Genomic DNA, 15,252 nt, shown 5'->3' with positions numbered 1-15,252 from the left:
AATCATCAGCGTACAAGCATACGCTGATACAAGAATAGAGATACGGGGGGATCATTGTGCGAGTGTCGAATGTAACAGTACGCAAACGCCTCATTTTTGTCCTTTTCGCTGGACTGGCTGTCTTTTTCATTATCGGGCTGAGACTTGGATATGTGCAATTTGCGCTTGGTGACTGGCTGACTGACCGGGCGGAGGATTCCTGGAGCCGGGATGTTCCGTTTGAAGCAAAGAGGGGAGAAATCCGTGACCGGAATGATGTCGTGCTCGCTACAAATGTAAGTGCACCCTCGATCCTTGTCGTGCCGCGTCAAGTGCAGGATCCGGTCGATACAGCGGAACAGCTTGCAGCGGTATTAAATATGGATCATAAGAAAGCATATGAACTGGTGACAAAAAAAGAATCCATTGTCCGCATCAATCCGGAGGGGCGGAAGATTACGAAAGAAAAAGCAAGTGAAGTGCGTGCCTTGCGTTTAGCGGGTGTCTATATTGCCGAAGATAGTAAAAGGCATTACCCTTTTGGCAGCTATCTTTCTCATGTGCTCGGCTTTGCCGGGATTGACAATCAAGGCTTGACAGGCCTTGAGTTGTATTATGATGAACAATTAAAAGGCGAGAAAGGACATGTTTCCTTCTTTTCGACAGCAAAAGGGAACCGGATGCCGAACCTGGCTGATGAATATACAGCTCCAGTCAACGGACTTGACATGAGGCTGACGATTGACAGCAGGGTGCAAACGATCATTGAGCGGGAGCTTGATATCGCGGAGGCAACCTATAATCCGGATGGGGCGATCGCGATCGCGATGAACCCTAATACGGGAGAAATCCTTGGAATGAGCAGCCGGCCTCATTACAACCCAGAAGAGTTTCAGGAAGTGCCGCCGGAGATATATAATCAGAATAAGCCGGTTTGGATGCAATATGAGCCAGGCTCGACCTTTAAAATTATTACATTAGCCGCTGCACTGGAAGAGGGAGAGGTCGACCTAGAGCACGATACATTCTATGATCCGGGCTATATTGAAGTGGCAGGAAGGAATTTACGCTGCTGGAAAAAAGGCGGACACGGTCAACAGACGTTTTTAGAGGTCGTTCAGAATTCTTGTAACCCGGGGTTCGTCGTACTCGGAGAACGGCTTGGCAAAGACCGTCTTTTTGACTACATTGAGGATTTCGGCTTCGGGGAAAAGACAGGGATCGATTTACAGGGCGAAGGAACCGGGATTTTGTTTAACCGGGAAAACGTCGGACCGCTTGAACAGGCGACTACCGCTTTCGGTCAGGGGGTGGCCGTGACACCGCTTCAGCAGGTCGCTGCCGTGTCCGCCGCTATTAACGGTGGCTATTTGTATCAGCCTTATTTGGCGAAGGAATGGATTGACCCGCTAACAGGCGAGGTCGTCGAAGCGCACACCCCTACGGCGAAGCGCCAGGTGATTTCACCGGAGACATCGGAAAAGCTGCGTTATGCGCTGGAAAGCGTGGTCGCGCTTGGAACGGGGAAAGGGGCTTTTGTGGATGGCTACCGCGTCGGCGGGAAGACAGGAACAGCGCAAAAAGCCAAGGATGGACGTTATTTGGAAAATAACCATATCGTTTCATTTATTGGATTTGCCCCGGCCGATGATCCGCAAATTGTCGTCTATGTTGCGGTTGATAATCCGAAGGACACCCTGCAATTTGGCGGAATCGTCGCGGCGCCAATTGTTGGAAAAGTGATCGGCGATAGCTTGAGAGCGATGGGGGTTGAGCCGCGCGAAACACAGATTGAAAAAGAGCTTGTCTGGAGCGATGAACCATTGCTTGAGGTGCCAGATCTAGTCGGGAGAACGAAAAGAGAGATTTTTGATTCCTATTATGAGCTGCAGCTTGAAGTGGAAGGTGAGGGGCAAAATGTATTAGCCCAGTCCCCTGAGCCGGGTGTAAAAGTGACAGCAGGATCGACAATCCGCCTTTATATGGGTGACAAATAGAGAGAGAACGTCTAAAATAATCCTAGTGTGCACATGCCAACTAGAGTGTGAAATGATGGATTGAGAGGTTTTGGACATGATGAAATTAAAAGAGTTAGTAGCACCGTTACGGTTTCAAGCCAACGGAATAACGGAAAACCCGGTTGTCCATTCTTTGGAGATGGATTCAAGGAAGGTCACAGAAGGGACGGCTTTCTTTTGTGTGAAAGGCTATACGGTTGACGGGCATGATTATGCGAAGCAGGCTGAGGAGCGCGGGGCGGTGGCGATCATTGCCGAACGGCCGCTGCCCGTTTCGGTCCCTGTCATTATTGTCAGTGATACGAAGCGGGCAATGGCTCAGCTTGCCTGTCACTTTTATGATAATCCGACAAAAAAACTAAAGCTGATCGGGGTCACTGGAACAAATGGGAAAACGACGGTCACCCATCTGCTTGAGCAAATCATGCAGGACGATGGAAAGAAAACCGGTTTAATTGGAACGATGTATACGAAGATTGGAAATGAGCAGTATGAAACAAGAAATACGACGCCTGAATCGCTCACGCTGCAACAGCTGTTTGCTGAAATGGTAGAGGCCGGTGTTGACCGGGCGATGATGGAGGTTTCTTCCCACGCTCTTCACCAAGGGAGAGTACGCGGCTGTGATTTCGACGTCGCGGTCTTCACCAATTTAACCCCGGACCACCTTGATTATCATGATACGCTTGATGCTTATTTATACGCGAAAGGCCTTTTATTTGCCCAATTAGGAAATACGTTCAGTGATAAGGTTGCTGTCCTCAATGCTGATGACGCCGCTTCACAGGAGCTTGCCAGAATGACGGCCGCAACCGTCGTCACGTACGGGATTAAAGAACAGGCCGATGTGAAGGCGACAGATATCCGCATTTCAGCGTCAGGAACCTCCTTTCGGTTAACGGCCTTTAACGAGGAAGTGACGGTGTCGATGCGGCTGATTGGGATGTTCAGCGTCTACAACGCGCTTGCTGCTGCAACGGCTGCTCTCGTCCTGGGGGAACCGCTTGAAAAGATCAAAGCGAGCCTCGAGCAGGTGAAGGGCGTGGCCGGGCGGTTTGAAACGGTTGATGAAGGGCAGGATTATACGGTTATTGTCGATTATGCCCATACACCTGACAGCCTTGAAAACATATTAAAAACCGTGCGAGAATTTGCAAAAAAAGACATGATTGCGATCGTCGGCTGCGGCGGTGACCGGGATCGGACAAAGCGGCCAGTTATGGCCAGAATCGCTGTTGACTATGCGAGTAAGGCTATTTTCACCTCTGATAATCCGCGCTCTGAGGAGCCGGCAGCGATTATTGCCGATATGGTGACCGGCGTAGAAGAGGGGACTTATGAGGTGATTTTGGACCGGGAAGAAGCAATCAAACGGGCGGTGGCAGAAGCCGAGGCGGGAGATATCGTCATCATTGCCGGAAAAGGACATGAAACGTACCAGATCCTAAATGGCAAAACGATTCATTTTGATGATCGCGAAGTGGCGAGACGGGCGATAAAGGAGCGGATGTCTTCATGTTAAGTCCAGCTTTATTAGAAGGGCTTATTGAGTCCACCAGATTAGAGGAAAAGGAGCGGGAAGAAGGCTTTCGTTCTGTTGCGACCGATACGCGGAAGCTGGAGCCCGGCTCCTTGTTTGTTCCGCTTGTCGGCGACCGTTTCAATGGTCACGACTTTCTGCTTCAGGCGATTGAAGGAGGGGCGGCAGCGGCCTTGTGGCAGGCGGATTATCCGTTGCCGGAAAAGCTGCCTGACGACTTTCAGCTTTATTTCGTCAAGGATACGCTCGCGGCGCTGCAGCGGATGGCCGGGGCCTATCGCCAACAGGTTGATCCGGTTGTTATCGGCGTGACCGGCAGCAACGGAAAAACGACGACCAAAGATTTGTTATTTGCTGTTCTTTCTTTGCACAAAGAAACATATAAAACACAGGGAAACTATAACAATCATATTGGCTTGCCATTAACGATCTTAGCGATGCCGGCAACATGTGAGTATCTCATTTTGGAAATGGGAATGAGCGGCTTTGGCGAAATCGCCTTATTAAGTGAAATTGCGCTGCCGGATGTGGCCATCGTGACCAATATTGGCGATTCCCACCTGGAGCAGCTGGGCAGCCGGGAAGGGATCGCCAAAGCCAAAATGGAAATTACGACCGGGCTAAAAAAAGGCGGAACTGTCATTATAGACGGGGATGAGTCCTTGCTGAATCCTTACCGGAAAGAAGCGACTTGCACGGTCGGCTTTTCCGGACAATGTGATGCGATCCTATCGGCGGTGAACGCAAGCGAGGCAGGCTATTCATTCCAATTTGCCGATCTCGGCCGCTTTTCACTGCCGCTGCTTGGTGAGCATAATGTAAAAAATGCCGGCTTCGTTATTGCCGCAGCGCGCCAAATCGGCGTGCCACAGGAGGCGATCCGGCGCGGACTGGAGTCCGTTTCCTTAACGGGTATGCGGCTTGAAAAGCAACGGGGAAAGCAGGGAGAGCTAATTATTAACGATGCGTATAATGCAAGCCCGACCTCAATGATGGCGGCAATTGAAACGGTCAAAGCGTTACCGGGATTTGAAAAAAGGATTGCGGTTCTCGGCGATATGTATGAGCTTGGGAACGAGGAAGAAATGCTGCATCGAAAGGTAGCTGACGTCATTTCCGAACCGCTCACTCACCTGATTTGCATCGGCGAGAAAGCGCGCTGGATTGCGGCTGAAGCAATCAAAAGCACCACTGCAGGACTTGTCATTCATTGGGCGCGCTCGAAGGACGAAGCGGCCGCTTACATACGAACACTAGCTGATGCCAGGACGGCAATATTATTTAAAGCATCAAGAGGAATGAAATTAGAAGAAGTGATTGACGCTTATCAGACGATGGAAAGGGGGAATGATGAATGCTAGAACGCGTATTATTGCTGACATTAGTTTTATCATTTGTCATTGCCGTCATTCTTTCGCCCCTTTTTATCCCGTTTTTAAGAAGGCTGAAATTCGGGCAAAGTATCCGTGAAGAAGGCCCGAAATCCCATCAGAAGAAGAGCGGGACGCCGACAATGGGAGGAATCGTGATCGTTCTTTCCATTCTGTTTGCCTCCTTGTTTATTTCCATGCGCTTCTTGGCGTTCAGTCAGGAGATCGCTCTCCTGCTGCTCGTAACGGTCGGCTTTGGCCTTGTCGGCTTTCTTGATGATTACATTAAAGTAGTCAAAAAGCGGAATTTAGGCTTGACCTCCAAACAGAAGCTTGCCGGTCAACTGTTGATTGCGATTTTGTTTTATTTCGGTCTTAGACAGATGGGACTGTCAACAGAGGTGGCGATTCCAGCGACATCGCTTTCGATTGACTTCGGCTGGTTTTACTTGCCGCTTGTCATTGTTATGCTCGTCGGCGCATCGAACGCCGTTAATTTGACCGACGGACTGGACGGACTGCTTGCGGGTACCGGGGCTGTCGCCTTTGGCGCATTCGCTGTTTTGGCCTGGAATCTTGAACTGATTGACGTGTCGATCTTTAGTGCGGCTGTCGTCGGGGCGGTGTTAGGATTTCTCGTTTTCAACGCTCACCCGGCTAAAGTGTTTATGGGCGACACCGGTTCGCTTGCTCTTGGAGGAGCGTTGGCGGCGATCGCGATTATGACAAAGCTGGAGATTTTACTGATTATTGTCGGCGGGGTCTTTGTAATTGAAACATTATCGGTCATTATTCAAGTTATTTCTTTTAAAACAAGAGGAAAACGTGTATTTAAAATGAGTCCATTGCATCATCACTATGAGCTATCGGGTTGGTCTGAGTGGCGGGTTGTTGTCACCTTTTGGTTTGTCGGGATGGTCTTGGCGGTCATTGGAATTTATATAGAGGTGTGGATGTAAAATGAAATCAGCTGAGCAATTTCAACATAAGAAAATACTGATCCTCGGCCTGGCCAAAAGTGGTGAAGCAGCGGCTCGTCTTTTACTAAGACTTGGTGCTCATATTGTTGTGAACGATGCGAAGCCTTATGACGAAAATGACCAGGCGCAGCAATTAGAAAAAGAAGGCGTGCCGGTAGTGTGTGGCGGACATCCTCTTTCTTTAGTGGATGAAGGCTTTGATCTTATCGTCAAAAACCCGGGCATTCCTTACACGAATCCAATTATTCTGGCGGCTCAGGAAAAAGAGATAGAAGTCGTGACGGAGATTGAGCTTGCTTATTTATTGAGTGAGGCGGAAATCATTGCTATTTCTGGATCGAACGGGAAAACGACAACAACGACTTTAGTTTATGAAATGCTGCACGGCGGGGCGCGCACGCCGTTAATTGCTGGCAATATTGGGACGGTGGCATGTGAAGTCGCCGAGCAGGCAAATGCGGACGATGTTCTCGTTCTTGAAGTTTCCAGCTTTCAATTGCAGGGGACGACATCCTTTAAGCCAAAAGTGAGCGTCCTGTTAAACCTGTTTGACGCTCACCTGGACTACCATGGCACGAAGGAAGCTTATGTGCAGGCGAAAGCAAAAATTACAGCAAATCAGACCGAAGAGGATCTTTTTGTCTATAATGCCGATGATCCGCTTGTTGCGGCGGTCGCGGCGACAAGCGCAGCCCGGCTGCTGCCGTTTTCGCTCAAACGTGAGCTTCCGGAAGGAGTCTCCTGTCAAGATCAAGTCATTTCGTATCGGGGCGAGCCGATTATTCATACCGATGAGATCGTCTTGCCAGGCGCGCATAATATTGAAAATATTTTGGCGGCAATCGGCGCGGCCCTCAGCATGGGCGCAGTGAGAGAACAAATCGTGAAGGTTCTTACCTCCTTCAGCGGCGTCGCCCACCGGCTTGAATTTGTGCGGGAAGTGAACGGCCGGCGTTTTTATAATGATTCGAAGGCGACGAACATCCTTGCTTCGCAAAAAGCGCTGGAGGCATTTGAACAGCCGATTATTCTGCTTGCAGGTGGTCTTGATCGCGGCAATGAATTTGATGAGCTCGTTCCTTCGTTGAAAAACGTTCGCACGCTTATTACGTTCGGGGAAACGAAGCATAAGCTTGCCAAGGCGGCAAAAGCGGCCGGAATTGAAACGATTCTGTTCGCTGAATGGGTGGAGGATGCGGTGAAGAAAGCGTACCAGCAATCAGCGGAAAACGACGTAATTCTGCTGTCTCCGGCCTGCGCAAGCTGGGATCAGTACAAAACATTTGAAGAGCGCGGCAGCCGTTTTGCAGAAGCGGTTATGGCGCTTGAATAGGTAAAGCCGAGGGGGATGTCTTGGAGGAACAAGCCCTTTCATGGCGAAGCTGCTGAAAAAGTACAGGTTTCACTTTTTCAGCAGCTTTTTAGTAATGATTTTTCAGTATCCTCATACATAGGCCTCCTCCGAACACCCCCGTTGTAACAGCTCCGCGCGCCGCTACTAGAGGATGGGACAATAGTAGCAAAGGCTTCACTCGCCACAAGCCCGTTGTCAGAAACCGATTCACAACGGGCTTTAAAAGATCGTGGCGGCTCCGCGCATTGCTTAGGGACATGTTTTCCTTTGTCTACGCATACATTTAAGGTGAGACCTGACTTAAATTGTGGTGGATTGAGGTGTTTTCGGTGGCCAGATCAAAAGCAACACCTGATTATGTATTGTTTGCAACAACGATAGCTCTTCTCGTCATTGGACTCGTGATGGTTTATAGTGCAAGTGAAGCCTGGGCGACGTATCGTTTTGACGATTCCTTTTTCTTCGCCAAGCGCCAGCTCTTCTTCTCCAGCGTCGGTGTTGTGGCGATGCTTTTCATGATGAAAGTCGATTACTGGACATGGCGAACATGGGCCAAGCTGATTCTGATCATTTGTTTCTTGCTGCTCGTGATCGTTCTGATCCCCGGTGTCGGTCTCGTGCGGGGCGGGGCAAGAAGCTGGCTTGGAGTAGGCGCATTTTCGATTCAGCCCTCGGAATTCATGAAGATGGCGATGATCGTCTTTCTTGCCAAGTTTCTTTCTGAAAATCAAAAGAAGATTGTCTCGTTTAAGAAGGGGCTTCTTCCTTCGCTTTCCCTTGTGCTGCTTGCCTTTGGTATGATCATGCTTCAGCCGGATCTTGGCACCGGGGCGGTGATGGTCGGCACATGTGTGATCATGATCTTTGTTTCCGGAGCGAGATTAAGCCATTTTTTATGGCTTGGCTTGCTCGGGGTGGCGGGATTTGTCGCTCTGATCGCTTCTGCCCCTTACCGCATCCAGCGGATCACCTCATTTTTGGATCCGTGGTCGGATCCTTTAGGAAGCGGCTTTCAGATCATTCAGTCGCTATATGCGATTGGACCCGGCGGCCTGATGGGGATGGGACTCGGGGAAAGCAGACAGAAATATTTTTATTTACCGGAGCCGCAAACGGATTTTATCTTTGCGATTCTGGCGGAAGAGCTTGGATTCATCGGCGGGGCAATTGTTCTTTGTTTATTTGGAATTTTGCTCTGGCGCGGGATCCGGATCGCCTTAGGCGCACCGGATTTATTTGGCAGCTTCCTGGCCGTTGGAATCATTTCCATGGTTGCGATCCAGGTGATGATCAATATTGGTGTGGTCATCGGCCTAATGCCGGTAACTGGCATCACCTTGCCGCTTCTCAGCTATGGCGGTTCCTCCTTGACCTTGATGCTTGTCTCGTTAGGAGTGCTGTTAAATATCAGTCGTCATGTCAGGGTATAGAACGAGGCGACTGAAAAGCGTCCTTTTTCAGCAGCTTGTATTAGAACGAGCTTGAGACAAAACTAGCTTTGGACCTACTGGCAATGGCTTGACACGCCACAAGCCCGTTGTGAGAAACCCACTCACAACGGGCTTTAAAAGATCGTGGCGGTTCCGCTCATTGCTTAGAGAGGCTGGGAAAAAAGTAAAAAACAACCTTTTGCCACACCCCTAAAGCAGTGGGAACGATTCACAGGCTTTTGACATCAAACAGCGAAAATCGAAAAGATTACATAGGTTCTCGGTATAATCCAAGTTATGTTCGTGATAAAATGGAAATAGTGGATACAATGGGAATCTGCTTTGTGATTGATTATACAGTTGGAGGTAACGGATGAAAGTAGTTGTTAGCGGTGGTGGAACTGGTGGTCATATTTACCCAGCTCTCTCATTAATAAATGAAATCAAAAAACAAGATCGCGATGCGGAGATTTTATACATAGGAACAGAGAAAGGGCTGGAAAGTGAAATCATCCCGCGTGAGAACATACCGTTTCAAACGATTCATATTACGGGGTTTAAACGGAAACTATCATTTGATAACGTCAAAACGATCATGAGATTTTTAAAAGGAACGACGCAGGTCAAGAAAATGCTTAACGCGTTCCAACCCGATGTCGTGATTGGCACCGGTGGGTATGTGTGCGGCCCTGTTGTCTATGCGGCGGCAAAAATGGGCATCCCGGCGGTCATTCATGAACAAAACAGTGTACCGGGCCTGACGAATAAATTTTTAAGCCGCTACGTCGATCGCGTGGCGATATGTTTTGAAGAGGCAGGGGGGTTTTTTCCGCAGGAGAAAGTAATCTTTACCGGAAATCCGCGGGCGTCCGAAGTGCAGAACGTCGATCGCCGTGCCGGTCAGCAATCGCTCGGACTTGATCCGTTGAAAAAAACTGTGCTGATTGTCGGGGGCAGCCGTGGAGCGAGGCCGATTAACGACGCCTTTCTTTCTGTAATCGAAAAATTTTCCGAAAAGCCGTATCAGGTCGTCTATGTAACCGGAAGCGTGCATTATGACGCCGTTGCGGAAGCGATAAAAGGAAAGCAGCCTGATAATGTCATCATTAAGCCGTTCATCCATAATATGCCTGATGTGCTGGCGGCTGTTGATTTAATTGTCGCGCGTGCCGGGGCGACGACGCTTGCTGAAGTAACGGCGCTGGGCTTGCCGAGCATTCTGATTCCGAGTCCGTATGTGACGAACAACCATCAGGAAAAAAATGCGCGCTCACTTGCGGAAAATGAGGCGGCGCTTGTACGAAAAGAGCAGGAGATGAGTGGAAGCGCATTGCTTGAGGATATTGACACCATTTTGACCGATGAAACGAAGTGGCGCAGCATGCGTGATGCCGCGAAAGAACTCGGTGTCCCGGATGCGGCCGAGCGGCTGTACCGTGCCTTGACTGAGGCTGCACGATGAGTGGGGCAACAGCATACAAATAGAAGAGATTTGCGACGAAGGAAATGAGGGATGAACATGATAAAACAACTGATAGAGCTGATGGAACGGGAAGAGCTTGGTCTCATCAAACGTCAGGAACCGTTGGCAAATCATACGACGTGGAAAATCGGGGGGCCGGCTGACGTCTTGATTGAGCCGTACAGTTTGCCGGCATTGAAGCGGCTGATGGAGGTCATTGCCGAGTATGAAGTGCCGTGGCGTGTCATTGGCAGAGGCTCCAATCTGCTTGTTGCGGACGAGGGGATCGAAGGAGTAGTGATCAAGCTTGGCAAAGGACTTGATGAGCTGACTGTTGACGGTGAACTCGTCCGGGCTGGAGGAGGCTACCCGTTAATTAAACTGGTAACTCTTATTAGCCGGCAAGGATTAAGCGGCTTGGAATTCGCGGGGGGAATTCCTGGTTCAGTCGGCGGGGCAGTCTTTATGAATGCCGGTGCGCATGGCTCCGACATCTCGCAGATTTTGACGAGAGCACGGGTTTTATTTGCCGATGGGCGGCTGGAATGGATAACGAATGAGGAGATGAATTTCTCGTACCGGACTTCCAGGCTGCAACAGGAAAAGGGGATTTGCCTTGAGGCTGAGTTTGCCTTAACACGCGGTGAAAAAACGGAAATTGTGAAAAAAATGCAGGCGAATAAAGATTATCGCCGCGAATCCCAGCCATGGAAGCATCCGACTTGTGGCAGTGTGTTCCGCAACCCGCTTCCGCAATATGCCGGGCAATTGATTGAAGAATCCGGCTTAAAGGGTTATCAAATTGGCGGGGCGCAAATATCGACGATGCACGCTAATTTCATCGTCAATTTGGGAGACGCTACAGCGCAGGACGTCCTTGATTTAATTGCCCACGTCAAGGCGACAATTAAAGAGCGCTATCAGATTGAACTGCATACCGAAGTGGAAATGATCGGGCGGAATGAAAGAAATGAAAAGACCACTTTTTAACCGTTAGGATATGTTACAATAGGTGTGAGGTCAACGAGACAAAAGCGGCTGCAGGACAGATCGGGGAGTGAATCATGAGTAAGGAAAAGGTCGTAACGATAAATGAACGGATTCCTACGCTGAAAGAACAGCGGAAACAGCGTGCTAACAGGCGCCTGCTGTTTTTTTTATCCTTCTTTTTTTTGTTGCTGCTGGTCATGGTTTATTTCCAGTCGCCACTTAGCCATGTGAAGAGCGTAACGGTTGAGGGAAATCAGTTTATCAGTGATGAGAAAGTAGTGGAATTAAGCGGAATTAAGGGCGGGACAAGCATTTGGAACTTAGATAAAGCGGCGATCATCGACCGGCTTCTGGACGATGAGGAAATAGCGGCCGCCTCTGTGGAACGGAAGTGGTTTAATACCGTCCGGCTTGTGATTCGTGAGCACGCCAGAATCGGCTATTTATATGCGAATGAGCACTATTATCCGATTCTCGAAACAGGGCGGTATTTAGATGAACTGCCGAGGCTGGAATATCCGGCCGATGCGCCGCTGCTGATGAACTTTGAGCAGGGTGAGGCACTGGCGGAATTATCCGCTGAGCTGGCCAAGGTTCCCCCGCAATTGATTGAACGCATTTCGGAGATTTTTTTGACGCCGAATGAAAGTGATCCACTCGCTCTCGTGTTATATATGACAGATGGGATTGAGGTACATTCGACAATTAGAGGATTTTCAGAAAAGATTGCCCCTTACCCCTCCATTGTCAGTGACCTTGATCCAGAAAAAAAAGGAATTCTTCATATGCGGATGAGTCCTTATTTCGAGGAGTTTGTGGTAGAGGAGGAAGACGACAGTGAAGGTGAAGGGTAAACATATTATCCTATCCTTCGTCTTACTTGTGACGGGTTTTATCATTGCTTTAAGCTATGAATTAACAAATGAAAGCCGTTCTGCGAACATACCGGAGCGTCAATGGCAATACGAGGATGATTTGAGAAATCAGATCATTTTGGAACAGGCCGCGAACCGGTCGCTCGCTGAGGATTTACGTTTGTACCAGGATCAGGTGCGAGAGCTAGAGGATAGCTTATCGTCATTAGATGAAGAACAAGAGGCGAAGACGAGGAATCTACTTGAGGATTTGGAGCGGTTACGAAAGATTGTCGGACAAGTTCCGGTTGAAGGTCCGGGAATCGAAGTCGCATTGGAGGATGCCTCCTACATGCCGGACGGAGCGAATCCGAATGATTATATTGTTCATGAGTTTCATATTCAACGGGTCGTCCACGAGCTTTATGTCGCCGGAGCGGAAGCGATTGCGATAAACGGGTACCGGCTTTCACATCAATCCTACATTCAATGCGTTGGCCCGGTGATCCGTATAGACGGCCATACATCGTCAGCGCCGTTTGTCGTCACGGCGATAGGGGATCCCGACCATTTAGAAGCAGCGCTTTCGCTGTATGGCGGAGTGAAGGATCAGCTAGTGAATGATGAAATCAGTGTACGGATGCAGAAAAAGGACTATGTCTTGTTAAGCCCTCATTTAACAGAGGGAAGGTGATGAGTTGCAACAGAAATGGATCTTTACGATTATCACGTTTCTAATTGGCTTTATGCTGGCGATTCAGTTTCACACAACACAGGAACCGGTTGTCAGAGATACGCGGGATGTCCGGGAACTGCGCCGCGAGCTAATGGCGGAGCAGGAAAGACATCAGCAATTAAATAGTGAAATCGAGAAAGCGCAGGCGCTGCTTGCGCAATATGAACAAACACTTCATAATCGCGAAGACGATATTTCGGATGTGCTGTCCGAACAAATTGCCGCCCTGCGTAAGGAAGCCGGTCTGGAAGAAGAAGTTGGTCCGGGACTGCTTGTTACGATTGATTCCCTTTATCACGAGCAGTTTTTTGGACAGGCAAGACGAACTCCTCCTGCCGACGTCTTTCGCTTTTTAATTAATGAATTAAATATTTACGGAGCCGAAAGCATTGCAGTTGAAAATGAGAGAATTATCTCAACCTCTGCCTTTCGGGATGTGAATAACATGACTCATTTAAATAGCAGGCGTCTTCCACCACTTCCAATTGAAGTAAAAGTACTATCTGAAAAGGCGGAAACGCTCCAAAATCAGATGGTCGTTTCCGAATCAGTCGAATATTTTGAGATAGAAGGCTTCTCGGTGACGTTCGAAATAGTAGAAGAGTTGGAGCTGCCAGCCTACGATCAAACACCAAGGGTGCGCTACATGGAGGAAGTGAAGGAGGAATAGAAGAATGTGGTTGCCAATCATCGGGCTTTTAATCGGGATTATTTTAGGTCTTATGACGGATTTTCGCGTGCCTGCTGAATACACGAGCTATTTATCAATTGCTGTCTTGGCGGCGTTGGATACATTATTTGGCGGGATCCGTGCTTATTTGCAAGAGACATTTGACTCAAATGTGTTTGTGACAGGTTTTTTCTTTAACATTCTCCTGGCAGCAGGTTTAGCTTTTCTAGGTGTGCATCTTGGTGTAGACTTATACTTAGCAGCTATTTTTGCCTTCGGTGTTCGTCTTTTTAACAATCTTGCAGTAATTCGACGGATGCTGCTGGCGAATTGGCAGACAAAGCAGCATCATAATGAGTAAAGAAATGGAAAAGTGAGCATAAAAACAAAAAATTAAGAAAATCAACGTTTTGAAAAGGATAACAGAGTTCTATGTTGAATAAGTCTAGTAACCTCGCGGATTTTAGCCAGTCACGCAGGTACATGTAAAACGAAAAGACGAAATCATATAGAGCTTTATGGAATGAACGTGAGTACACAAGGAGGTGCCACAGATTGAACAACAACGAGATTTACGTAAGTTTAGACATCGGTACATCCAATGTCAGAGTGATTATTGGGGAAATGTCAAATGGAACAATGAATATCATTGGGGTCGGTAAAGCCGGTTCGACCGGGATTAAGAAAGGCTCCATTGTTGATATTGATGAAACAGTGCGCTCGATACGTCAGGCGATTGATCAGGCGGAGCGGATGGTGGGGCTTTCTATTAAACAGGTGATTGTCGGCATCAATGGCAATCATGTGCAGCTCCAACCGTGTCATGGAGTGGTAGCTGTTTCGAACTCGGATCGGGAAATCGGCGACGAAGATATTGCGCGCGTCATTGATGCTGCGCAGGTCGTGTCTGTTCCGCCCGAACGGGAAATCATTGATGTCATCCCTAAACAATTTATCGTGGATGGCTTGGATGAAATTAATGACCCGCGCGGAATGATCGGGGTAAGACTCGAAATGGAAGGAACAATCATTACCGGATCGAAAACAATTTTACATAATCTTCTTCGCTGTGTTGAACGAGCAGGGCTGCAGGTCGCAGATATTTGTTTACAGCCGTTGGCGACAGGTACGGTTGCGATCTCAAAGGATGAAAAGAGCCTGGGTGTCTGCCTCGTTGATATAGGCGGAGGTTCTTCAACAATTTCGATATTTGAACAAGGGACATTGCAGGCTACATCCGTTATTCCTGTCGGCGGAGACCATATTACAAATGATATTGCGATCGGTTTACGAGTTTCGACAGATGAAGCAGAGCGCATTAAAGTCAAGCATGGTCATGCGTATATTGATGATGCTTCAGAGGACGAGCATTTTCAAATGACGGCGATCGGTCGTGCTGAGGCGGAGAATTGTACGCAGTATGAGCTGGCCCATATCATTGAACCGAGAGTCGAAGAAATCTTTGAATTGATTTATCGTGAAATCAATCGTCTTGGTTACCGTGATTTTCCGAGTGGCTATGTGCTTACAGGAGGAACGGTGATGATGCCGGGAATATTAGAGCTTGCGAGTGAGCTTTTCCAGGGCAATGTACGAATGGCCATGCCTGATTATCTTGGTGTCAGAGAACCCCAGTATACAACAGGGGTCGGGCTCATTCAGTTTGCTTATAAAAATTTCAAAGTCCAGGGTCGGGAAGTGGCCGCAGCTGTCAGTTCTCCCGATGCCACGCCTCCTGCAAAACGGGAGAAACAGGAGCCGGCTGCTCCTTCACAGGCAAAACAAAAAGCAAAAGGAAAAGTAAAAAACTGGTTTAAAGTCTTTTTTGAGTAGTGACGACGGATACACAGTCTGATTAGGAGGACCTTA

At 48.6% G+C, this 15,252-nt stretch carries 13 protein-coding genes; all 13 read left to right on the top strand.

Features of this window, described 5'->3' with window-relative positions; all coding sequences use genetic code 11:
- The first annotated feature begins 56 nt into the window (after window positions 1–56).
- The 13 genes from ABMB67_RS06035 to ftsA all read left to right on the top strand — a co-directional run bounded on the left by ABMB67_RS06035 (window position 57) and on the right by ftsA (window position 15,216).
- On the top strand, window positions 57–1,976 hold the full coding sequence (locus ABMB67_RS06035; protein ID WP_251221930.1) for a stage V sporulation protein D: 1,920 nt from the start codon (window positions 57–59) through the stop codon (window positions 1,974–1,976).
- 79 nt (window positions 1,977–2,055) lie between these two features.
- On the top strand, window positions 2,056–3,519 hold the full coding sequence (locus ABMB67_RS06030; protein ID WP_251222230.1) for a UDP-N-acetylmuramoyl-L-alanyl-D-glutamate--2,6-diaminopimelate ligase: 1,464 nt from the start codon (window positions 2,056–2,058) through the stop codon (window positions 3,517–3,519).
- Entirely contained in the window at window positions 3,513–4,898 is a 1,386-nt protein-coding gene (locus ABMB67_RS06025) for a UDP-N-acetylmuramoyl-tripeptide--D-alanyl-D-alanine ligase (RefSeq protein WP_251221931.1), read from the top strand. The genes ABMB67_RS06030 and ABMB67_RS06025 overlap by 7 nt, the downstream gene beginning before the upstream one ends.
- Window positions 4,892–5,866 carry a phospho-N-acetylmuramoyl-pentapeptide-transferase gene (gene mraY / locus ABMB67_RS06020; RefSeq protein ID WP_251221932.1) on the top strand — a complete coding sequence of 325 codons (975 nt, stop codon included), beginning with the start codon at window positions 4,892–4,894 and terminating at the stop codon, window positions 5,864–5,866. Before ABMB67_RS06025 ends, mraY begins: the two co-directional genes overlap by 7 nt.
- A gap of 1 nt (window position 5,867) precedes the next feature.
- On the top strand, window positions 5,868–7,220 hold the full coding sequence (gene murD / locus ABMB67_RS06015; protein WP_354571392.1) for a UDP-N-acetylmuramoyl-L-alanine--D-glutamate ligase: 1,353 nt from the start codon (window positions 5,868–5,870) through the stop codon (window positions 7,218–7,220).
- A gap of 350 nt (window positions 7,221–7,570) precedes the next feature.
- Complete coding sequence (gene spoVE / locus ABMB67_RS06010; protein WP_354571391.1) at window positions 7,571–8,671, top strand: stage V sporulation protein E; 1,101 nt, start codon at window positions 7,571–7,573, stop codon at window positions 8,669–8,671.
- A gap of 373 nt (window positions 8,672–9,044) precedes the next feature.
- Entirely contained in the window at window positions 9,045–10,133 is a 1,089-nt protein-coding gene (gene murG / locus ABMB67_RS06005) for an undecaprenyldiphospho-muramoylpentapeptide beta-N-acetylglucosaminyltransferase (RefSeq protein WP_354571390.1), read from the top strand.
- A gap of 60 nt (window positions 10,134–10,193) precedes the next feature.
- On the top strand, window positions 10,194–11,123 hold the full coding sequence (murB, locus tag ABMB67_RS06000) for a UDP-N-acetylmuramate dehydrogenase (protein ID WP_390189647.1): 930 nt from the start codon (window positions 10,194–10,196) through the stop codon (window positions 11,121–11,123).
- A gap of 74 nt (window positions 11,124–11,197) precedes the next feature.
- Entirely contained in the window at window positions 11,198–11,977 is a 780-nt protein-coding gene (locus tag ABMB67_RS05995; RefSeq protein WP_354571389.1) for a cell division protein FtsQ/DivIB, read from the top strand.
- Complete coding sequence (locus tag ABMB67_RS05990) at window positions 11,961–12,671, top strand: DUF881 domain-containing protein (RefSeq protein WP_251221938.1); 711 nt, start codon at window positions 11,961–11,963, stop codon at window positions 12,669–12,671. The genes ABMB67_RS05995 and ABMB67_RS05990 overlap by 17 nt, the downstream gene beginning before the upstream one ends.
- 4 nt (window positions 12,672–12,675) lie before the next feature.
- The gene (locus ABMB67_RS05985; protein ID WP_251221939.1) at window positions 12,676–13,383 is read left to right on the top strand and encodes a DUF881 domain-containing protein; all 708 of its coding nucleotides are present in this window, start codon (window positions 12,676–12,678) and stop codon (window positions 13,381–13,383) included.
- A gap of 4 nt (window positions 13,384–13,387) precedes the next feature.
- Window positions 13,388–13,744, top strand: a complete 357-nt coding sequence (locus tag ABMB67_RS05980) for a small basic family protein (protein ID WP_251192062.1) — start codon at window positions 13,388–13,390, stop codon at window positions 13,742–13,744.
- 194 nt (window positions 13,745–13,938) lie between these two features.
- Complete coding sequence (gene ftsA / locus ABMB67_RS05975; RefSeq protein WP_251221940.1) at window positions 13,939–15,216, top strand: cell division protein FtsA; 1,278 nt, start codon at window positions 13,939–13,941, stop codon at window positions 15,214–15,216.
- Window positions 15,217–15,252: the final 36 nt, after the last annotated feature.

The organism is Halalkalibacter oceani, assembly GCF_040544555.1.
In the GTDB taxonomy this organism is placed as follows: domain Bacteria; phylum Bacillota; class Bacilli; order Bacillales; family Bacillaceae_D; genus Halalkalibacter; species Halalkalibacter oceani.
Note: the sequence above shows the minus strand (reverse complement) of the source record. Positions and strands in the feature narration are given on the sequence as shown.